Here is a 21,539-nt window from a genome sequence, read left to right on the forward strand (position 1 = left end):
AGATGTGTAGAAGAGACAGGCCCGCTCCCACAGGTACAGTGTGATCCTGTGGGAGCGGGCTTGCCCGCGAAGAGGCCGGAACAGTCAAAGGAGATCTCTCTGGTATCCCCGCCCGGTGGCCTTATAATGCCCGCCTTTGGTACATCATCAGGCTGTCCCTCCTTGGCAAATATAGATAACCCGGCCGCCGAAATGGCAGCCGACGGCTTTTTCCGGATCGCGCTGGGCGTCGAATACAAAGGCTCGCGCTACCGTGGCTGGCAGCGCCAGGCGTCCGGGGTGCTCACCGTGCAGGAAACCCTCGAAAACGCCTTGTCCAAAGTCGCCGATTCACCCGTCTCGCTGATGTGCGCCGGGCGTACCGACGCCGGGGTGCATGCCTGCGGACAGGTGGTGCATTTCGATACCCAGGTCGAGCGTTCGATGAAGGCCTGGACCATGGGCGCCAACATCAACTTGCCCCACGACGTCAGTGTCAGTTGGGCCAAGGTCATGCCGGCGCACTTCCATGCGCGGTTCAAGGCCATTGCCCGGCGTTATCGCTACGTGATCTACAACGATCAGATCCGTCCCGCGCACCTGAACGAAGAAGTGACCTGGAACCACCGCCCGCTGGACGTCGAGCGCATGGCCGAGGCGGCTCAATACCTGCTCGGCACCCATGATTTCAGTGCTTTCCGCGCCGGCCAGTGCCAGGCCAAGTCGCCGATCAAGGAACTGCATCACCTGCGTGTCACCCGTCACGGCAAGATGATCGTGCTGGACATTCGCGCCAGCGCCTTCCTGCACCACATGGTGCGCAACATCGCCGGTGTGCTGATGACCATTGGCGCCGGTGAGCGTCCGGTGGAGTGGATGAAGGAGGTGCTGGAGAGCCGGATTCGCCGGACCGGTGGCGTGACCGCGCATCCATTCGGGTTGTATCTGGTGCAGGTCGAGTACCGTGACGAGTTCGAATTGCCAGAACGTTACATCGGCCCACACTTCCTGACCGGCTTCTCGGAACTTGGCGGCTGACGCCCTCGAACGCTTTTGTTACCATCCGGGACTTTCCCGGATTTGTCTTGGAGTTGTGTTGACATGTCAGCCGTTCGCAGCAAGATCTGTGGGATTACCCGCATAGAGGATGCGTTGGCGGCCGTCGAGGCCGGGGCGGATGCCATCGGCTTCGTGTTCTATGCCAAAAGCCCCCGTGCGGTGACGTTCCAGCAGGCGCGCTCGATCATCCAGGCGCTGCCGCCGTTCGTGACCACCGTGGGCCTGTTCGTCAATGCGAGCCGTTGCGAACTGGGCGAACTCCTCGACGCAGTGCCCCTGGATCTGCTGCAATTTCACGGCGATGAAAGCGCGGCGGATTGCGAAGGCTGGCACCGTCCGTACATCAAGGCGCTGCGGGTCAAGGCGGGGGATGACATCGCCGCGGCCTGTGATGCGTATGCCAGTGCCAGCGGAATCCTGCTCGACACCTATGTCGAAGGCGTTCCCGGAGGAACCGGTGAGGCGTTTGACTGGTCACTGATACCGCAAGGCTTGAGCAAACCGATCATTCTGGCCGGCGGCCTGACGCCGGATAACGTCGCCGAAGCGATTGCCCGCGTCCGGCCTTATGCCGTGGATGTCAGCGGCGGGGTAGAGGCGAGCAAGGGCATCAAGGATCACGCAAAGGTCCAGGCATTTATCAAGGCGGTACGCGGTAGCACCTGTTGATGTGACGGCTGGCAGACTGCCGCCGTCCACTGCACTGTACAAAACGGCTGAGGGTCATGGGGTGGTACGCAGGTCACGTTTTGCTGATCCGGCCATTCACTGATCATCGCCGCACACATGAATTTAGCGCTAGGGCATACACGGGGCTGCGAACCAGAGCGTTCGGGCCGCCGGTACTGGAGAAAGAAAGCATGAGCAACTGGTTAGTAGACAAACTGATCCCTTCGATCATGCGTTCCGAGGTCAAGAAGAGCTCGGTGCCTGAAGGTCTTTGGCACAAATGCCCGTCTTGCGAGGCTGTGCTGTATCGTCCGGAGTTGGAAAAGACCCTGGACGTTTGCCCCAAGTGCAACCATCACATGCGTATCGGCGCCCGCGCCCGTATCGACATCTTCCTCGACGTTGAAGGCCGTACCGAGCTGGGTGCAGACCTGGAGCCGGTTGACCGTCTGAAATTCCGCGACGGCAAGAAGTACAAGGACCGCCTGACCGCTGCACAAAAGCAGACCGGCGAAAAAGACGCGCTGGTTTCGATGAGCGGTACGTTGCTGGGCATGCCGATCGTGGTCTCTGCGTTCGAATTTTCCTTCATGGGCGGTTCGATGGGCGCCATCGTCGGTGAGCGTTTCGTTCGCGCCGCCAACTACGCCCTGGAAAAACGTTGCCCGATGGTCTGTTTCTCGGCTTCCGGCGGTGCGCGGATGCAGGAAGCGCTGATTTCCCTGATGCAGATGGCCAAGACCTCTGCGGTGCTGGCGCGTCTGCGTGAAGAAGGCATCCCGTTCATCTCCGTGCTGACCGATCCGGTCTACGGCGGCGTTTCCGCCAGCCTGGCGATGCTGGGCGACGTGATTGTCGGCGAGCCAAAGGCGCTGATCGGTTTTGCCGGTCCGCGAGTGATCGAGCAGACCGTGCGTGAAAAACTGCCGGAAGGCTTCCAGCGCAGCGAGTTCCTGCTGGAGCACGGTGCCATCGACATGATCATCGACCGTCAGGAACTGCGTCCGCGCCTGGGCAACCTGCTTGCGCAAATGATGGGCCTGCCAACGCCGAAGTTCGTGGCCGCCCCCATCGAGCCAATCGTGGTTCCACCGGTACCTGCCAGCCTATGACCCAACGTACCCTTGGCGAATGGCTCGCCTACCTCGAACAGTTGCACCCTTCGGCCATCGACATGGGGCTGGAGCGGTCGCAGCAGGTAGCGTCCCGCATGGGACTGGGCAAGCCGGCGCCACGGGTGATTACGGTCACCGGCACCAACGGCAAGGGTTCCACCTGTGCGTTCGTGGCGTCCTTGCTGCGGGCCCAGGGCTTGAAGGTGGGGGTTTACAACTCCCCGCACCTGCTGCGCTACAACGAGCGGGTCACGGTCAACGGCGTCGAAGCCACTGATGCCGAGCTGTGCCAGGCCTTTGCTGCGGTAGAGGCCGGGCGTGGCGACACTTCGCTCACCTACTTCGAAATGGGCACCTTGGCGGCGTTCTGGCTGTTCCAGCACTCCGGGCTCGATGCGGTGGTGCTGGAAGTCGGTCTGGGCGGTCGTCTGGACACGGTCAACGTGGTGGATGCCGACATGGCGCTGGTCACCAGTATTGGCGTCGACCATGCCGATTACCTGGGTGATACCCGAGAGTCCGTGGCCTTCGAGAAGGCCGGTATTTTCCGCCAGGGCGCGCCAGCGCTCTGTGGCGATCTGAATCCTCCACAACCCCTGCTGGACAAGGCGCGCGAGCTCAGTTGCCCGTTTTTCCTGCGTGGGCGCGATTTTGATCTGGGCGTGACCGATCACAACTGGCAGTGGCGCGGTGTCGATGCACAAGGGCGGGCGGTTGAGCTGCGCGACCTGCCACTGCTCGATCTGCCGATGGAAAACGCCGCGCTGGCGTTGCAGGCTTACTTGCTGCTTGGCTTGCCTTGGGTGGATGCGCAGATTATCGAAGCGCTGCGGGCTACGAAGGTGGTCGGTCGTCTGGATCGCCGCGCGTTCGAGTGGCAGGGCAAGCGTTTGAATTTATTGCTGGATGTGGGGCATAACCCGCATGCGGCGGAGTACCTGGCCCGTCGTCTGGCCAGCCGTCCACCGGTCGGCAAGCGTCTGGCGGTGTTCGGGCTGCTGGCGGACAAGGATCTGGGTGGTGTTGTCGGCGAATTGAATGCTAGTGTCCAGCACTGGGCTGTTGCACCGCTGGATTCGCCTCGGGCGCGTCCGGTTGCGGATCTGCACGATGCATTGCAAGGTCTTGGTGCCTCGGTCACGTCATACGACAGTGTAGCGGCCGCCCTGGAAGGGCAGTGCGCGCAGGCCACGAGCGACGACGAAATCCTGTTGTTCGGATCATTTTATTGTGTCGCCGAGGCCCTTGAATGGCTGGCCCGGCGCTCCACGGAGGAAGTGGCAAATGGCATTGCTGGATAAGGCATACAAACAGCGCATGGTTGGCGCCCTGGTGTTGGTCGCGCTGGCGGTGATTTTTCTGCCGATGCTGTTTTCCCGCCAGGACGAACAGCGCCAGGTGACGGTCGAAGCGCCGGCGGCCCCGCAGGCGCCTGCGCTGCCCCAGGTGCAGGTCGAACCCGTGGCGGTGCCTGAGCCACAAGCCTTGCCCCAGGAACCCGTGCCGAGCGATGACGAAATTGCCCAGCAGGAATCGGCGGTGCCGGCTGTGCCGGTGGCTCCGGCACCTGCTGCCAAACCGGTTACACCGCCTCCTGCACCTGCACCTGCACCTGCACCTGCGCCGGTTCCGGCGCTGGCCGCCAAGCCTGCGACCGCGCCTGCCCAGCCCATCACGGCGGCACCCGGCAAGCCGGACACCACGCAAAGCCGTGTCGATGCCAATGGTTTGTCGGTCAGCTGGTCGGTGCAACTGGCCAGTCTGGCGAACCGTGAAAGCGCGGAAAAGCTTCAGAAAACCTTGCGCAGCCAGGGTTACAACGCCTACATCCGGACCGCCGACGGCAAAAACCGGGTGTTTGTCGGGCCGCTGATCGAGCGTGCAGAAGCCGACCGGCTGCGGGATTTGCTGAACCGCCAGCAGAACCTGAAGGGGTTTGTCGTGCGCTTTCAGCCGGAACGTGGCTAAAACTATCGCCCCGATATGCAATGCACTGACAATCGCAGCTTACCGATAAGCATGGGCTCTGCTAAAATGCGCCGCCTTATCCGTCTGTAGGCTGCACTGTGCCATTTACCTGGGTTGACTGGGCGATCGTAGCAATCGTCGCCATCTCCGCATTGATCAGTCTGAGCCGCGGCTTCGTCAAAGAAGCACTGTCGCTGCTGACCTGGATCATCGCAGGAGTCGTTGCCTGGATGTTCGGTGGCTCACTGTCCGAGTACCTCGGCGGGTACATTCAAACGCCATCGGCCCGTATAATCACGGGCTGTGCCATCATGTTTGTCGCCACTTTAATCGTAGGCGCAATGATCAATTATCTTATCGGCGAACTGGTTCGCGTCACTGGGCTCTCCGGGACCGACCGATTCCTCGGCATGGCCTTCGGCGCCGCGCGTGGCGGGTTGCTGGTGGTCATCGCCGTCGGGCTGTTGAGCCTGGGGCCGGTACAGCAGGACGGGTGGTGGAAAGAGTCACAGCTCGTGCCAAAATTTCTATTGGTCGCCGACTGGTCCAAAAACCTGATTCTCGGGTGGAGCAGTCAGTGGCTTGCCAGCGGAATCAGCGTACCCGCTGATATTCCGTTCAAGGAGCAACTCTTGCCGATGGCCAAAACGCCTCAGTGAGTAGTGCTCAGTTCAGATCCATTAAGTAGGGGTTGCGTCGCATGTGTGGCATCGTCGGTATCGTCGGTAAGTCGAACGTCAATCAGGCGCTGTATGACGCGCTAACCGTGCTCCAGCACCGCGGCCAGGACGCTGCCGGTATCGTGACCAGCCATGATGGCCGGTTGTTCCTGCGCAAGGATAACGGCCTGGTGCGTGACGTGTTCCAGCAGCGTCACATGCAGCGCCTGGTCGGTCACATGGGCATTGGCCATGTGCGTTATCCGACCGCGGGCAGCTCGACGTCGGCTGAAGCTCAACCGTTTTACGTCAACTCGCCTTACGGCATCACCCTGGCGCACAACGGTAACCTGACCAACGTTGAACAACTGGCCAAGGAGATTTACGAATCTGACCTGCGCCACGTCAACACCAGCTCCGATTCGGAAGTGCTGCTCAACGTGTTCGCGCACGAACTGGCCCAGCGCGGCAAGTTGCAGCCGACCGAAGAAGACGTGTTTGCCGCCGTCACCGACGTGCACAACCGTTGCGTCGGTGGTTATGCCGTCGTAGCCATGATCACCGGCTACGGCATCGTCGGCTTCCGCGACCCGCACGGCATCCGTCCGATCGTTTTCGGCCAGCGTCACACCGACGAAGGCGTCGAGTACATGATCGCCTCGGAAAGCGTTTCCCTGGACGTGCTGGGCTTCACCCTGATTCGCGACCTGGCGCCAGGCGAAGCGGTCTACATCACTGAAGAGGGCAAACTGTACACCCGTCAGTGCGCAACCAACCCGTCCCTGACCCCGTGCATCTTCGAGCACGTCTACCTGGCGCGTCCGGATTCGATCATCGACGGCGTGTCGGTCTACAAGGCCCGCCTGCGCATGGGTGAGAAACTGGCCGAGAAGATCCTGCGCGAGCGTCCGGACCACGACATCGACGTGGTCATCCCGATTCCGGACACCAGCCGCACCGCCGCGCTGGAGCTGGCGAACCACCTGGGCGTGAAGTTCCGCGAAGGCTTCGTGAAGAACCGCTACATCGGCCGGACCTTCATCATGCCGGGCCAGGCCGCGCGGAAAAAATCCGTACGCCAGAAGCTCAACGCCATCGAACTGGAATTCCGCGGCAAGAACGTGATGTTGGTGGATGACTCCATCGTTCGCGGTACCACTTGCAAGCAGATCATCCAGATGGCCCGCGAAGCCGGCGCCAAGAACGTCTACTTCTGCTCCGCGGCGCCAGCGGTTCGCTACCCGAACGTCTACGGCATCGACATGCCGAGCGCTCACGAGCTGATCGCGCACAACCGTTCCACCCAGGACGTGGCTGACCTGATCGGCGCCGACTGGCTGATCTATCAGGATCTGCCTGACTTGATCGAAGCGGTCGGTGGCGGCAAGATCAAGATCGACAAGTTCGATTGCGCGGTGTTCGATGGCCAGTACGTCACTGGCGACGTCGACGAGGCTTACCTGAACAAGATCGAACAGGCACGCAACGATGCCTCCAAGGTCAAGACGCAGGCAGTCAGCGCGATCATCGACCTGTACAACAACTGAGTTTCTACCGGCCCTGAGGGGCCGGTTTTGTATCCGGCTTTTAATTGACGAGAATAGGGAAAGGAGTGACAGCATGAGTCAGGATTGGGATGCCGGTCGGCTGGACAGCGACCTCGAAGGCGTAGCGTTCGATACCCTGGCCGTACGTGCCGGTCAGCACCGTACGCCGGAAGGCGAACACGGTGATCCGATGTTCTTCACTTCCAGCTATGTATTCCGCACCGCTGCCGACGCAGCCGCGCGTTTTGCCGGGGAAGTACCGGGCAACGTTTACTCGCGCTACACCAACCCGACCGTACGCGCCTTCGAAGAGCGCATCGCCGCTCTGGAAAGCGCCGAGCAAGCCGTGGCCACCGCCACCGGCATGGCTGCGATCATGGCCGTGGTGATGAGCCTGTGCAGCGCCGGCGATCACGTATTGGTGTCGCGCAGCGTGTTCGGCTCGACCATCAGCCTGTTCGAAAAGTACTTCAAGCGTTTCGGTATCGAAGTCGATTACGTGGCCCTGGCGGATCTGTCCGGCTGGGACGCGGCGATCAAGCCCAACACCAGGCTGCTGTTCGTCGAGTCGCCGTCCAACCCGCTGGCCGAGTTGGTCGACATTGCCGAACTGGCGAAAATCGCTCACGCCAAAGGCGCGATGCTGGTGGTCGACAACTGCTTCTGCACCCCGGCCTTGCAGCAACCGCTGAAAATGGGCGCGGACATCGTCGTGCACTCGGCCACCAAGTTCATCGACGGCCAGGGCCGTTGCATGGGTGGCGTGGTCGCCGGTCGCAGCGAGCAGATGAAAGAAGTGGTTGGCTTCCTGCGTACCGCCGGGCCGACCCTGAGCCCGTTCAACGCCTGGATCTTCCTCAAGGGCCTGGAAACCCTGAACCTGCGCATGAAGGCCCATTGTGCCAACGCCCAGCAACTGGCCGAATGGCTGGAGCAGCAGGAAGGCATCGAGAAAGTCCATTACGCCGGCCTCAAGAGCCATCCGCAGCACGAGCTGGCGCTGCGCCAGCAGAAGGGTTTCGGTGCAGTGGTCAGTTTCGAGGTGAAGGGCGGCAAAGAGGGCGCCTGGCGCTTTATCGACGCCACGCGCCTGATTTCGATCACCGCCAACCTGGGCGACAGCAAGACCACCATCACGCATCCGAGCACCACGTCCCATGGTCGCCTGGCGCCGCAGGAGCGTGAAGCGGCGGGCATTCGTGACAGCCTGATCCGCGTTGCGGTCGGCCTGGAAGACGTGGCGGACCTGCAAGCCGATCTGGCGCGCGGCCTGGCTGCGTTGTGATCGAGTTGTCTGCGCCCAATACGGGCTCCAATGGCCGCGTAGCGCTGGTGACCGGTGCTGCGCGGGGCATAGGCCTGGGGATTTCGGCCTGGCTGATCAGCGAAGGCTGGCAGGTCGTGCTGACAGATCTGGACCGGGAGCGCGGTTCGAAAGTGGCGAAAGTGCTGGGCGACAACGCCTGGTTCATCGCCATGGATGTCGCCAACGAGGGGCAAGTCGCGCTGGGCGTGGCCGAGGTGCTCGGCCAGTTCGGGCGCCTGGATGCGCTGGTCTGCAATGCGGCGGTGGCCGATCCGCACAACATCACCCTGGAAAGCCTCGATCTGGCCCACTGGAATCGGGTGTTGGCGGTGAACCTCAGTGGGCCGATGCTGCTGGCCAAGCACTGTGCGCCGTACCTGCGCGCTCACAGCGGCGCCATCGTCAATCTGGCCTCGACCCGCGCCGCGCAGTCGGAACCCGACACCGAGGCCTATGCGGCGAGCAAGGGCGGCTTGTTGGCCCTGACTCACGCATTGGCCATCAGCCTTGGCCCGGAGATCCGGGTCAATGCCGTCAGCCCTGGCTGGATCGATGCGCGCGACCCTTCGGTGCGGCGTGCCGAACCCTTGACCGAGGCCGATCATGCCCAGCATCCGGCGGGCAGGGTGGGGACGGTCGAGGATGTGGCGGCGATGGTGGCCTGGCTGCTGTCGAGGAATGCCGGTTTTGTCACCGGGCAGGAATTCGTGGTCGATGGCGGCATGACCAAGAAGATGATCTATGAGCAGTGAAAGGCAGCTTCAAGCTTCAAGCTGCAAGGTAAAGCGTGACGGTGGTGTGCCTGCTATATGCATGCTTGCTTTTACTTGCAGCTCGAAGCTTGCCGCTAAAAGCTGTTTTTGAAAAAAACTTCAATCCTGCTATTGACTTAGGTTCGCTACCTGCGTAAATTTCGCGGCCTCGGAGATGCAAACGGGTGATTAGCTCAGCTGGGAGAGCGTCTGCCTTACAAGCAGAATGTCGGCGGTTCGATCCCGTCATCACCCACCACTCCCGAGATACTTGCGAAAGCAAGAGGTAGGCTGAAATGCCTCCACCGACGCGCAGCGGTAGTTCAGTCGGTTAGAATACCGGCCTGTCACGCCGGGGGTCGCGGGTTCGAGTCCCGTCCGCTGCGCCATATTTTCCGAGTCAGATTCATCTGGTTCGAGATTGAAAAGCTACTGAGTTTTCAATCAGACGAGTTACTTGAGCATCTGCTCAAAGCGATACGCAGCGGTAGTTCAGTCGGTTAGAATACCGGCCTGTCACGCCGGGGGTCGCGGGTTCGAGTCCCGTCCGCTGCGCCATATCTGCCCCGAGGCCCACTGAACGCCTTGGAGCTACGAAGAAGCCACTGGCTACTTCGAGTCGATAGCAAAAACCCTGGTCGAAAGACCGGGGTTTTTTGTGTCTGCGATTTGGCAACCCGCCTGAACACCTCAATCAGCCTTGCAGATACACCGCGTGGGTATGCGTATATTCGTACAGCCCATGCTTGCCATCCGCGCCACCGATGCCGGACTTGCGCACACCGGCATGGAAGCCTTGCATGGCTTCGAAGTTCTCGCGATTGACGTAGGTTTCGCCAAAATCCAGCTCGCGCATCGCCTGCAGGGTTTTGCTCAGGTCGCGGGTGTAAATCGACGAAGTCAGGCCATAGTCGCAATCGTTGGCCAGGGCAATGGCTTCGTCCAGGTCGTCGATTATCTGGATCGGCAGCACTGGCCCGAAAATCTCTTCGCGCATGATCTCCATGTCGGCGCGACAACCGGCTAAAACAGTGGGCTGGAAGTGGAAGCCATTCGGCAGGTCGGCCATCTGTCCGCCGCTGATCAGGCTTGCGCCCTGGCTTAACGCGGTGCGGACTTTGCGGTTGACGCTGTCCAGCCCCTGGCGGTTGATCAGCGGGCCCATCTCCACGTCGGGCTGGGCAATCGGGTCGCCATAGCGCGTTGCGCTCATGGCCGCCGCGATGCGTTCGATGAACTGATCCGCCACCTTGCGCTCGACATATACCCGCTCGGCGCAATTGCACACCTGGCCGCTGTTGATGATCCGCGAATCGCGGATCGCCCTGACCGCCAGGTCGAGGTCTGCATCCGCCAGCACAATGGCCGGCGCCTTGCCGCCCAGTTCCAGGTTGAGCTTGGTGATGTTCGGTGCGGCGGCGGCCATGATCCGCGAGCCGGTGTCGACGCTGCCGGTGAAGCTGATCATGTCCACGCTCTTGTGCGAACTCAGGGCGGCGCCGACCTTCCCGTCGCCACAGACCACGTTGAATACGCCGGGCGGCAGGTCGGTTTCGGCCACCAATCGAGCAAATTCAAAGCAGTTGTTCGGGGTTTCTTCGCTGGGCTTGATGACGATGGTGTTGCCGGTCAGCAGGGCCGGGGCCATTTTTCGGGCAATCAGGAAGAAGGGGAAATTCCACGGCAGGATCCCGGCCACCACGCCCAGTGGTTTGCGCAACAGGAAGATGTTTTCATTCTGGCGGTCGCTGGTGATGATTTCACCTTCGATGCGTCGCGCCCATTCGGCCATGTAGTCGAGGTAGTCGGCGGTGAAATTGACTTCAACTTCCGCCAGCCCGCTGATCTTGCCTTGCTCCAGGGTGATGGTGCGCGCCAGGTGCGAGACGTTTTCCCGCAGTTTCGCGGCGATCCGGCGCAAGTAGCCGGCGCGGTCATTCGCCGGTTTGCGCGCCCAGTCTTTCTGCGCGGCACGGGCGGCAGCGAGGGCACGGTCGACGTCCTCGGCGGTTGAGGCCGGAACTTTCGACAGCACGGCGCCGGTGGCCGGGTTGATCACATCGAGGTGGGCAGCACTGGCCACGAACTGGCCGTCGATGAAGTTTTCGTAAACAGGCACGGATGACATGGTGCGACTCCTTGGCAGATCAGTAGGTGCGTGACGGCGCTTGAGGGGTGGCAGGTTCGCGGTAGCGGGCGAGGGTGGCCATGGCGCCTTGGCGTAGCAGGCTGATGTCGATGGCCACGGCAATGAACTGGCAGCCCCAGCGCTGGTAGCGGCGGGCGTCTTCTTCGTTGGGCGCGAGAATCCCGCAGGCCTTGCCGGCCGCCAGCGTGGCGTTCACGGCGTGTTGAATCCGCTCCTGGACTTCCGGGTGGCCGGGGTTGCCGGCGTGACCCAGGCCAATCGACAAATCCGCCGGTCCGATAAACACCGCATCCACGCCCTCGACGGCGGCAATCGCGGCGACGTTTTCCACGCCGGTGCGCGATTCCACCTGCACGATCAGGCACAGTTGTTCGTGGGCGGTATTCAGGTAATTTGACACAGCGTCCCAACGCGTGGCCCGGGTCAGGCCGCCGCCGACCCCGCGAATGCCGTGGGGCGGGTAGCGCATGGCGCGCACCAGTGCCTGTGCCTGCTCAGCGGTTTCGACCATCGGGATCATCAGCGTCTGCGCGCCGATATCCAGCAGTTGCTTGATCAGGTTGGCATCGCCATTCACCGCGCGCACCACTGGCGCGGTCGAGTAAGGCGCCACGGCCTGCAACTGGGCGAGTACGCCGGGCACGGTATTTGGAGCGTGTTCGCCATCGATCAGCATCCAGTCGTAACCGGTGGTGGCGACAATCTCGGCGGCGTAGCCGGTGGCGAACCCGGCCCAGATGCCGTACCGGGTTTCGCTGTTGTTCAGTGCGGCCTTGAACGCGTTATGCGGCATGTTCATCACGAACTCCTTTCTCAGCGGTTATACGGCCGATGCAGTTGGCATTCCGGGTTGAGGGTCACACCGAAACCCGGCTGGTCGAGCGCGGACAGGCGCATGCGGCCATTGATCGGCACCGGTTCGCCGAGCAATTGCGGGTGGAACATAGGCACTACTTCGTCAGCCTTCGGCGCCATCATCAGGAACTCGGCGAACGGGCTGTTATGCCGGGTGGCGACGAAGTGGTAGCTGTACACCGAAGAGCCGTGAGGGATGACCAGCGCGTTGTGGGCGTCGGCCAGGGCCGAGATCTTCACCAGTTCAGTGATCCCGCCGCACCAGCCGACATCCGGCTGGATGATGTCGCAGCAGCCCATTTCCAGCAGCATGCGGAAGCCCCAGCGCGTGGCTTCATGTTCGCCGGTGGTCACCAGCATGCCCTTGGGCACGTTGTTGCGCAGGGCGGCGTAGCCCCAGTAATCGTCTGGCGGCAGGGCTTCTTCGATCCATTTCAAGCCATGTTCGTGGGCGCCAACCGCCAGTCTGGTGGCGTAGTTGAGGTCCAGGCTCATCCAGCAATCGAGCATCAGCCAGAAGTCCGGGCCGACACGCTCGCGCATGGTCGCCAGTTCTTCGAGGTTCTTGCGCAGGCCTTCTTCGCCTTCGGCCGGGCCGTGGTGCAGCGGCATCTTGCCGCCGATGAAGCCCATTTTCTGCGCCAGGTCAGGGCGGGCGCCGGTGGCGTAGAACTGCAATTCGTCGCGCACCGCACCGCCGAGCAACTGGTGCACGGGCTCCTGGCGGATCTTGCCGAGCAAGTCCCAGAGCGCCAGGTCGACGCCTGAGATCGTGTTGATGACGATGCCCTTGCGTCCGTAATACAGGGTCGACTGGTACATCTGGTCCCAGATTTTTTCGATGTCGGTGACCCGGGCGCCTTCGAGGAAGCGCGCCAGGTGCTTCTCGACAATGTAGGCGGCCGGCTCGCCGCCAGTGGTCACGGCAAAACCGACGGTGCCGTCGCTGGCCTCGATCTCCACCACCAGGGTGCCGAGTACGTTGATGCCGAAGGTGCGGCGGCTCTGGCGGTACTCGGGGTACTTGCTCATCGGCGTGGCAATGTGATCGTCGATCCAGTGGCCGTCGGCCTGGTCGTGATAATCCGCGCCGCCGCCTCGCAGCGTGAAAGCGCGGACGTGTTTGATGGTTGGAATGCCCATGGTGTGATTCCTTTTGTTAAACGGCGGTCAGGTTTAAACGGTGGCCGGTTTGTTCGAGGCTTCATGGCCGGGCGCGCGTACGCCCAGCACCAGCAACGCGGCAATGACGGTGGTAACGGCCAGCACGTACAAGCCTGCTGCCGGTGAATGGAAAGCGCCTTCGGCCCAGTTCTTCAGGATGGGGGCGATGAAGCCGCCGAGGGCGCCGAACGAGTTGATCAGGGCGATCCCGGCCGCGGCGGCGCTGCCGGCGAGGTAGCTGGAGGGGAAGGTCCAGAACACCGGTTGCACGGCGATGAAGCCGGAGGCGGCAAAACACAGCGCGATGATCCCCAGCAGCGGGTTGCTGAAGGTCACCGAGCAGGCGATCCCGGCGGCGGCCATCAGCAAGGTCAGGCACGCGGTGCGGCGACGTTCACCTGTGCGGTCGCTGTAGCCGGGGATCAGGTAGGCGGCGATCAAGGCGCAAATCCATGGAATCGCCGTGACCAGGCCGACCATCAGCCCGACCTTGGTCCCGAGCAGTCCGCCGACCTGGCTTGGCAGGTAAAACACCACGCCGTAGACGCTGGCCTGGATCAACAGGTAGATCAGGCACAGGTACAGCACCGAGGGTTGGCAAATGACGTTGAGCAGGCTGCGGCCGTGGTTCTGTTTATGGCTGTCTTCCTGATCGAGCAGGGTCTGCACTTGCTGGCGTTCCTCGACGGTCAGCCACTTGGCGTCGGCCGGGCGGTTGTCCAGGTACCAGTAGGCCCAGATGCCCACCGCCGTCGCCATCAGGCCTTCAACGGCAAACAGCCACTGCCAGCCGTGGAAGCCGGCGAAGCCGTCCAGTTCCAGCAGCAGGCCGGACAACGGGCTGCCGAAGATGAATGCCAGCGGCGCACCGAAATAGAAGAAACCCATGGCCTTGCCGCGCACGGCGCTGGGGAACCAGTAGGTGAGGTAGAGGATCACGCCGGGGAAGAAGCCGGCTTCGGCCACGCCCAGCAGGAAGCGCAGGATGTAGAAGCTGGTTTCTGTGTGGGCGAAGACCATGGCGGCGGAGACCAGGCCCCAGGTGACCATGATCCGGCACATCCACAGGCGGGCGCCGACGCGGTGCAGGATCAGGTTGCTCGGCACTTCCAGCAACGCGTAGCCCACGAAGAACACCCCGGCGCCGAAGGCGAAGGCGGCATCGCTGATGTTGGTGTCGGCTTGGAAGGCTTGCTTGGCGAACCCGACGTTGGCGCGGTCGAGGAAGGCCATGATGTACATCAGCAGGAGAAACGGGAGTAGCCGCCAGGAAATTTTGGCGAGCAGAGGCGCGGGTAGAGTCTTCATCGCAGTTTTCCTTTGGTAGGGCATTTGTTCTTATGGGGAAGACTGTACGGCCGCTGATCGATGCGTTACAAATCGAATCTAGCTCACAACTGATACCCTCAGGGTATCGATAAAAAAGGCCCGCCATGACCACGCCGATCATCTCCCGCAGCCTGCTCAATCGCCTGCGCTACAAGCATCTGCACATGCTGGTGACGCTCAGCTCCAGCCAGAACCTGCACCGCGCTTCGCAAAGCCTGAACATGTCGCAACCGGCGGCAACCCGCATGCTCCATGAGATTGAAGACATGTTCGGCTGCGATCTGTTCGAGCGCCTGCCGCGGGGGATGCGCCCGACAGCGCTGGGCCAGGAGCTGATTCGCTTTGCCGAGTCGGCCATCAGTGGCCTCGACCGTTGTGCCGAGGACCTGATGGCGCGGCAGCAGGGCGGCTACGGCTATCTGTCGATCGGTACCATCATGGGCGCGGCGCCGGGCCTGGTCATGGATTCGATTGCCGAGATCAAGGCGCTCAATCCGCAGTTGCGGATTCGCATCATGGGCGACACCAGCGACCAGGTGATCCAGTTGCTGGAGCAGGGCCGCATCGACCTCGCCATCGCCCGGCGCAATGCCGCCACCGACAGTGAGCATTACGTCTTCGAGCAATTGGGTAACGAACGCTTGCTGGTGGTGGTGCACGCCGGCCATCAGCTGGCCCGGCGCAAGAAACTGGACATGGCGGAACTGGTCAACGGTTGGCCGTGGATCCTGCAACCGGAAACCAGTCCGGCGCGCATCGGCCTGGATCAGGCGTTGCAACGCCTGGCGTTGCCGTTGCCGGCGGACATCATCGAATGCGGTTCGGTGTACTCCATGCAGCAACTGATTCAGTTGACCGACGCGATCATGGTCCTGTCGGAAACCGCATTGCGCGACTATCTTAAAATGGGCCTGGTGGTGGCGTTGCCGGTGGAACTGGATGTGCAGATGGCGCCATTCGGGTTGTTGTTGCGCAAGGGCGAGCACATCAGCCGGGAGTTGGGGTTGTTCATCGAACTGCTGCGTCGAAAAGTCGCGGTTTTTTGATTCCTTGGTCAGTTTTTAGTTTTCCGCGAAGGCATAAGCCTATAAACTTAACCTTTCGGTCAGCTTTGCACTGTCAACAACAGCCCTTTGCATCGTCGAAAAGGGCTTCTGCACGACTCGAGATTTCCAGTACATAACCAGAAGGGCGGACCCATAACCGCCCAGAGGATGATCCATGTCCAACCGTGATATATCCCGGCGTTCGTTCCTTCAGGGCGGGCTGGTAGCGGGCGTGAGCGTGACGCTCACGCCGTTGAGCAGCCAGGCGCTGGCCGCCTTGATGGAAAACAGCGTGACCGTGCCGTCCGAGCAGTGGCTCGGCAACAATGGCAAGGCGCGCGCCCGTAACGATGCCTTGTCCAAGGTCTGTGGCAGCAAGGTCTTTGCCCGCGACATCCGCGCCAAGGACATGCCGGGTTGGCCACAGCAGCAAGGCCACGCCATGCTGCTCAAAACCATCAAGGCCGACCACATTTTTGCAGGCATCGATCTGTCGTGGCTGGGTGCCGAGTTGCAGCCGGACCGCATCGTCACCGCCGAAGATCTGGTCAAGGACGGTATCGTGTTCCCAGAGGAGCACGCCCCGGATCCATTGTTGCCGGCCGGCAAGGTGCCGATGTTCATCGGTCATCCGGTGGCGATCCTGATCTGGAACGACTTCGAGCGCTTCCGTCAGGCCAAGAACCAGCTCAAATTCAATGACAAGGCAATTCGTTACGGTGCCCAGGTGCCGTTCTACGAAGGCGATCCTTACGGCAGCTTCCGCTATGTGCGCGTCGGCGGCGCGACCTCGGCGGATGAAGACGAGTTTGCCAGCCTCAAGGATTCGATCCTGTTCCCGATGCTGAAAAACCGTCGTCCGGTGTGGAACTCCCAGCCGAACCTGCACGGCAACCTGACCGAGCGCGGGTTGTTCTACGCCGACCGCATGAAGCAGCAGATCGATACGCCGCCGGACAACTGGCTGGTGTTCGACGAGCGCTACAAGACGCCATCGATCGAGCCGGCTGCCCTGGAGCCGGACAACGGCAACGGCTGGTACGACCCGGCCACCAAGACCCTGCATTTCGTCGTCGCCACCCAGTGCCCGCTGGAAGCCGCGACCGAGACCGCGAAGATGATCGCGCCGTCGCGTTTCGGCCTGGCCAACCTGAACATGCACCCGGGTTACACCGTCGGCTATGGCTCGAAAGACCACAACATTTTCGTCTACTACGCAGCGCTGGCCGCGTTGTACGGCGCCGGTGTGCCAGTGCGCCTGGCCAACGACCGCTACGAGCAGTTCCAGAGCGGCATCAAGCGTCACCCGTTCGACATTCGCTACCAGTTGGCGGTGGACAAGAACGACCACAGCTTCAAGATCTTCCGCGCTGAAATGAGCGTCGACGGTGGCGGGCGAATCAACTACAGCCCGTCGGTGGCGGCGGTGGGCGCCACGGCCGCGCAATCGATCTATTACATGCCGCAGAACGACCTGCAGGTCACGGCTTACCATTCCCGCGCGGTAGAAGCCGGGTCGATGCGTGGCTACGGCACCCTGCAGAGCATGGCGTCGACCGAAATGATGGTCGACGAAATCGCCGATCGCCTGGGTATCGATGCCATTGAACTGCGCCGCAAGAACGCACTGCGCTCGGGCATGAAAAACACCCAGGGCGCGATCCCGGCCGGTGCCCTGCGCCTGCACGAGATTCTCGACAAGGCGGCCGTCCACGAGGTCTGGAAAAACCGCGACGCGATCAAGAAACAACGCGAAGCCGCCGATCCGGACAACTGGTACGGCGTTGGTTTCGCCATCTGCCAGAAAGACTTCGGCACCGGTTCCGAAGCGCCGATGGCCAGCATTGAATTCAACGCCGAAGGTCGCATCAGCCTGCGCCACATCGGTATCGAGATCGGCACCGGCATGTCGACCTCGCAGGCCATGGTTGTGGCCGATTTCCTCGGTATCCCGGCGCACGAAGTGAAGACCGGTGAAACCGAATGGAAAGAGTTGCAGCTGACCAGCAGCGGCAACCCGTACATCATGAGCCAGGCCGAACAGGATAATGTCCTGCGCAACCCGCGTTGGGTCGGCAAGGTGGCTTCGGCATCGTCGGCCACCAACTCGGCGTACTACTTCAGCCACGCCACCCGTGAAGCGGCACGCGTGCTGTTCAACCACGGCCTGTGGCCGGCGGCGATGGAGATCTGGCGCCAAGGCCCTTACGGCGGTCAGGCCAACCCTTACGTGGTGCGCCGCGAAGACGCCCATTGGGTCGATGGCAAGCTCACCGCCAACGGCATGGAACCATTGCCGTTCGCCATGCTGGCCAAGCGTGTTCACGAGCGCGGTCTGGTGAGCGGCGCCACGGTGCACGGTTTCAACCGCTGGAGTTGGGCCGAGGCCGAGTTCAGCATCGACGGCGTGCGTGAGCGCTTGCCGCTCGATGGCCTGGCCGTGAAGTACGGCGACGGCGCACCGAAAGCGAAGAAGGCGCAGATGACCAGCGCCGGTTTCCATTTGCTGGACCGGCAGAACATCGCCTACCCGGCAACCCAGTTGAACAACGCGGCGGTGACGTACTACAGCCCGGTGGCCACGCTGGTGGAAGTGAAGGTCAACAAGGGTTCGAACGAAGTGTCGGTACTCAACCATCACTCGTGGGTCGAGTGCGGTCGCGTGCTGGTGCCGGAACTGGTCAAGGGCCAGCTCGAAGGTGGCATCGCCATGGGCATCGGCCATGCGCTGATGGAAGAAATGCCGCTGTACGAAGGCGGGCCGGGAGAGGGTGACTGGAACTTCAACCGTTACCGCCTGCCAATGGCGCGGCATGTTGCGGTGTGGAAGCAGACGGCGGAGATCCTGCCGCCACTGTCGCCAAGCGACCCGTCCAAGGGCATCGCCGAAGTGGTGATGATTCCGGTGGTCGGTGCCATCGGCAATGCCGTGGCCCATGCCATCGGGAAACGTGTCCGCGACCTGCCTATCACTTCTGCACGCATCAAGGAGGCCCTCAATGGCTAACCGTCCGCTTCAACTGACCCTCAACGGTCAATCCGTCGGCCCGGTGGACATCCCTGATGACCTGCCGATGATCGACTACCTGCACGAATACAAGAACCTCACCGGTTCGCGCCTGGGCTGCGGCCAGGGCATCTGCCACGCCTGCGTGGTGATCGTCGACAACCCTGACGGCACCAGCGAAGAAGTGCGCACCTGCATCACCGGCGCGCACTATTTCGAAGGCAAGAAAGTGCGGACCATCGAAGGCCATGCGACCCGCGACGAGCAGGGCAAGGTCACCGAGCTGAACCCGATCCAGCAGCGCTTCGTCGACGAATTCGCCTTCCAGTGCAGCTACTGCGCGCCGGGTTTCGTCAATGCTGCGACCGTGCTGGTGGAAAAGCTGCAGCGTCAGCCGATCGTCAAAAGCCAGCTGGAAAAAGTCATCGAGGACAGCCTCGGTCATCACATCTGCCGTTGCACCGGGTACGTGCGCTACTACAGCGCCACCCGCAACGTGCTGACCGATCTCGGCCTGGTCAAGGAGGGTTAAGCATGAAGCCACTATTGTCCCGCCTGGCGCTGGCGGTCGGCCTGGCTGCGCCTGTGTTGCTGGCCCACGCCGATGAGGCGCAGGTCAAGCAAGGCCAGTACCTTGCCCGCGCCGCCGATTGCATGGCCTGCCACACCGCGCCGGGTGGCGCGCCCTATGCGGGCGGCCTGCCGATCGTGTCGCCGTTCGGCACGATCTACGGCACCAACATCACCCCGAGCAAAGAGCACGGCATCGGCCTGTACAGCGATGACGAGTTCTTCGCCGCGCTGACCGAAGGCAAGCGCCGCGATGGCGCGAACCTGTATCCGGCGATGCCGTACACCTCGTATCACCTGATGCCGCGCGCCGATTCCGACGCGATTCATGCCTACCTGAAAACCGTCGAGCCGATCGAGCGCGCGGCGCCGGTCACCCGCCTGAGCTTTCCGTTCAACGTGCGCCTGGGCCTGATGGGCTGGAACATGATGTACGGCAAGGACGTGAAGCTGGAACCGGCTGAAGGCAAGAGCGAAGCCTGGAAGCGCGGCCAGTACATGGTCGACGTGCTGGGGCACTGTGGCGAATGTCACACCCCACGCGGCTTGCCGGGTGCGATGCAGCAGGACAAGCGTATGACCGGCGGCATTCTCAATGGTTATCTGGCGCCAAGCCTGCTGGCCACTGACCTGGCAGCCCGTGGCTGGAACCATCAGGACCTGAGCTCGTTCCTCAAGCACGGCATGAGCGCCCAGGGCACGATGTTCAACGAGATGTTCCCGGTGTTCCACAACAGCACCCAGGGCCTGAGCGATCCGGATCTGGCGGCGATGGCGACCTTCCTGCTCGGCGATCAGCCGCCGGCGGCGAAAGTGCTCACCGAAGTGCCATTGGACAAACTGAGCCCGAGTGCCCAGCGTGGCCGTCAGGAATATTTGAACGTCTGCGCCGGTTGCCATGCGCCGGGCGGCGAGGGCAAGCCGCACATCGCCGTCGCCATGCGCGGCAACACCACGCTGCGCCTGGAAGATCCGCGCAACCTGTTGCGGGTGATCGACGACGGTATCGGTGAGCAGAAGTTCTCCGGGTTCGAGCACATGCAGCCGATGCCGGGCTTCGCCGAGAAGTTGAGCGACGGGCAACTCACGGATCTGCTGAACTACCTGCGTCAGGGATGGGGTGGTCAACCCAATGACCTGGCGGTGAACGACGTGCAGAAGTTGCGGGCCGATGCGCCGCCGCTCGAGCACAAGGCGCACTGATATGCAGCATCTCGATCTGCAAGTGGTGCGCCGGGCGCTGGAGTGGTCGACGGCCGGTCAGCGCATCTGGCTGTGTACGGTGCTGGCCACGTACGGCTCGGCTCCGCGTGCACCGGGTTCGCTGCTGGCGGTGAACGCTGACGGGCACTGGATCGGTTCGCTGTCCGGTGGCTGTGTCGAGGAAGACTTTCTCGAGCGAGTCGCCGAGGGCGCGTTTATGGAGCCGGTCAACGTTGTCCGCTACGGCGAAGGTGACGACCCACGCTCGCGCGTCAGCCTGCCCTGTGGCGGGGTGTTGGATGTGCTGGTCGAGAAGCTTGACGCCGAATGTGACGTGCAGGCGCATTTGCGCGAGCTGGAGTCGGCGCTGTTGGGCCGGCGCCGGCTGATCCGCGAAGTCGATCTGCAAAGCGGTGCGCGCAGCCTGTTCGATGATCGTGAGCAGGGTGTGCGTATCGAGCGTGAAATCGATCGAGTGCGTGTGCGTGTGCGTGTCGGCGCGGCCCAGCGCTTGTTGCTGGCCGGCTATTCCAGTGTGGCTCAGGTCTGCGCGGAGTTTGCCGTGGGCCTGGGTTTCGAGGTGATTCTGTGCGATCCGCGGGACGAAGTGCTGGAAGGCGTCGTGCTGGAAAACGTGGAGATTCGCCGCCAACTGCCGTCGGTGTTCATCGCCGACGGCGGCTGCCACAGCGACACGGCGGTGGTGGCGTTGACCCACGACCCGCGTATCGATGACCTGGCGATGATGGAGGCGGTGCGCACCGAGGCGTTCTATATCGGTGTGATGGGCTCCATGCAGACCTCGCAGAAGCGCTTCGAGCGCTTGCGGCGCATCGGCGGTCTGGGAGAGGTCGAGTTGGGGCGGATTCATGCGCCAATCGGGCTGAACCTGGGCAGCAAGACGCCGGCGGAGATTGCCCTGGCGGTGCTGGCGGATATCCTGCGGATTCGCAGCGGTATTGCGCGGGACCGGCTTTAAGATCAAAAGATCGCAGCCTGCGGCAGCTCCTACAGGGGACCATGTTTTCTGTAGGAGCTGCCGCAGGCTGCGATCTTTTTTGTTTTAAAGGTCAGTACCCGAACCTGTCCCGCAATCCGTAATACCACGCACCCAGTGCCGCAAACGGCGTACGCAGCAACTGTCCGCCGGGGAACGGGTAGT

The 21,539-nt window shown here is 62.2% G+C and carries 18 protein-coding genes and 3 tRNA genes; 17 read left to right on the forward strand and 4 right to left on the reverse strand.

Translation table 11 applies throughout. The features are described 5' to 3' along the window. The first annotated feature begins 192 nt into the window (after positions 1-192). The 12 genes from truA (at position 193) to AC3WJW_RS13105 (ending at position 9,612) form a co-directional block, all read left to right on the forward strand. Positions 193-1,017, forward strand: coding sequence for a tRNA pseudouridine(38-40) synthase TruA (truA, locus tag AC3WJW_RS13050; protein WP_032829430.1), 825 nt, complete (start codon positions 193-195; stop codon positions 1,015-1,017). Positions 1,018-1,080: 63 nt separating this feature from the next. Then, on the forward strand, positions 1,081-1,707 hold the full coding sequence (locus tag AC3WJW_RS13055) for a phosphoribosylanthranilate isomerase (protein WP_095965299.1): 627 nt from the start codon (positions 1,081-1,083) through the stop codon (positions 1,705-1,707). A 191-nt stretch (positions 1,708-1,898) separates the two neighbouring features. Continuing rightward, positions 1,899-2,819: an acetyl-CoA carboxylase, carboxyltransferase subunit beta gene (gene accD / locus AC3WJW_RS13060; protein WP_007975665.1), complete on the forward strand. Its 921-nt coding sequence runs from the start codon at positions 1,899-1,901 to the stop codon at positions 2,817-2,819. Next, positions 2,816-4,123 (forward strand): bifunctional tetrahydrofolate synthase/dihydrofolate synthase, encoded by a 1,308-nt coding sequence (gene folC / locus AC3WJW_RS13065; RefSeq protein ID WP_493726272.1) that lies wholly within the window; start codon positions 2,816-2,818, stop codon positions 4,121-4,123. Before accD ends, folC begins: the two co-directional genes overlap by 4 nt. Beyond that, the gene (locus AC3WJW_RS13070) at positions 4,107-4,790 is read left to right on the forward strand and encodes an SPOR domain-containing protein (protein ID WP_493726273.1); all 684 of its coding nucleotides are present in this window, start codon (positions 4,107-4,109) and stop codon (positions 4,788-4,790) included. The genes folC and AC3WJW_RS13070 overlap by 17 nt, the downstream gene beginning before the upstream one ends. 98 nt (positions 4,791-4,888) lie before the next feature. After that, entirely contained in the window at positions 4,889-5,449 is a 561-nt protein-coding gene (locus AC3WJW_RS13075) for a CvpA family protein (protein ID WP_007975669.1), read from the forward strand. Positions 5,450-5,490: 41 nt separating this feature from the next. After that, a complete protein-coding gene (purF, locus tag AC3WJW_RS13080; RefSeq protein WP_007975670.1) occupies positions 5,491-6,996 on the forward strand; it encodes an amidophosphoribosyltransferase in 1,506 nt (501 codons plus the stop codon). Positions 6,997-7,069: 73 nt separating this feature from the next. Beyond that, a complete protein-coding gene (locus AC3WJW_RS13085) occupies positions 7,070-8,281 on the forward strand; it encodes an O-succinylhomoserine sulfhydrylase (RefSeq protein WP_126050496.1) in 1,212 nt (403 codons plus the stop codon). Then, positions 8,278-9,054 (forward strand): SDR family oxidoreductase, encoded by a 777-nt coding sequence (locus tag AC3WJW_RS13090; protein WP_493726274.1) that lies wholly within the window; start codon positions 8,278-8,280, stop codon positions 9,052-9,054. The genes AC3WJW_RS13085 and AC3WJW_RS13090 overlap by 4 nt, the downstream gene beginning before the upstream one ends. A 183-nt stretch (positions 9,055-9,237) precedes the next feature. Then, positions 9,238-9,313 (forward strand) — tRNA-Val (locus tag AC3WJW_RS13095). A gap of 53 nt (positions 9,314-9,366) precedes the next feature. Then, a tRNA-Asp gene (locus AC3WJW_RS13100) sits at positions 9,367-9,443 on the forward strand. A gap of 92 nt (positions 9,444-9,535) precedes the next feature. Next, a tRNA-Asp gene (locus tag AC3WJW_RS13105) sits at positions 9,536-9,612 on the forward strand. Between the two features lie 136 nt (positions 9,613-9,748). On the opposite strand, the gene aldA is transcribed toward AC3WJW_RS13105, so the two are convergent. From aldA to AC3WJW_RS13125, 4 genes are read right to left on the reverse strand one after another with little or no spacing between them, the layout of a single operon-like run. Continuing rightward, the gene (aldA, locus tag AC3WJW_RS13110; RefSeq protein WP_493726275.1) at positions 9,749-11,182 is read right to left on the reverse strand and encodes an aldehyde dehydrogenase; all 1,434 of its coding nucleotides are present in this window, start codon (positions 11,180-11,182) and stop codon (positions 9,749-9,751) included. A gap of 19 nt (positions 11,183-11,201) precedes the next feature. Next, entirely contained in the window at positions 11,202-12,002 is an 801-nt protein-coding gene (locus AC3WJW_RS13115; protein WP_493726276.1) for an aldolase/citrate lyase family protein, read from the reverse strand. Between the two features lie 14 nt (positions 12,003-12,016). Beyond that, positions 12,017-13,201, reverse strand: coding sequence for an L-rhamnonate dehydratase (gene rhmD, locus AC3WJW_RS13120; RefSeq protein WP_493726277.1), 1,185 nt, complete (start codon positions 13,199-13,201; stop codon positions 12,017-12,019). A gap of 33 nt (positions 13,202-13,234) precedes the next feature. Continuing rightward, positions 13,235-14,530, reverse strand: coding sequence for an MFS transporter (locus AC3WJW_RS13125; protein ID WP_102699286.1), 1,296 nt, complete (start codon positions 14,528-14,530; stop codon positions 13,235-13,237). A 125-nt stretch (positions 14,531-14,655) separates the two neighbouring features. Between AC3WJW_RS13125 and AC3WJW_RS13130 the strand changes: the two genes are divergently transcribed. The 5 genes from AC3WJW_RS13130 (at position 14,656) to AC3WJW_RS13150 (ending at position 21,356) form a co-directional block, all read left to right on the forward strand. After that, positions 14,656-15,597 (forward strand): LysR family transcriptional regulator, encoded by a 942-nt coding sequence (locus AC3WJW_RS13130; protein ID WP_493726278.1) that lies wholly within the window; start codon positions 14,656-14,658, stop codon positions 15,595-15,597. 175 nt (positions 15,598-15,772) lie between these two features. Beyond that, positions 15,773-18,604 (forward strand): xanthine dehydrogenase family protein molybdopterin-binding subunit, encoded by a 2,832-nt coding sequence (locus AC3WJW_RS13135; protein ID WP_493726279.1) that lies wholly within the window; start codon positions 15,773-15,775, stop codon positions 18,602-18,604. Continuing rightward, positions 18,597-19,136, forward strand: a complete 540-nt coding sequence (locus tag AC3WJW_RS13140; protein WP_007982256.1) for a (2Fe-2S)-binding protein — start codon at positions 18,597-18,599, stop codon at positions 19,134-19,136. Before AC3WJW_RS13135 ends, AC3WJW_RS13140 begins: the two co-directional genes overlap by 8 nt. Positions 19,137-19,138: 2 nt before the next feature. Continuing rightward, positions 19,139-20,377, forward strand: coding sequence for a c-type cytochrome (locus tag AC3WJW_RS13145; protein WP_493726280.1), 1,239 nt, complete (start codon positions 19,139-19,141; stop codon positions 20,375-20,377). Between the two features lies 1 nt (position 20,378). Then, complete coding sequence (locus tag AC3WJW_RS13150) at positions 20,379-21,356, forward strand: XdhC family protein (protein ID WP_493726281.1); 978 nt, start codon at positions 20,379-20,381, stop codon at positions 21,354-21,356. Positions 21,357-21,539 lie beyond the last annotated feature (183 nt).

Source organism: Pseudomonas sp. GW821-FHT07G06 (assembly GCF_058986625.1).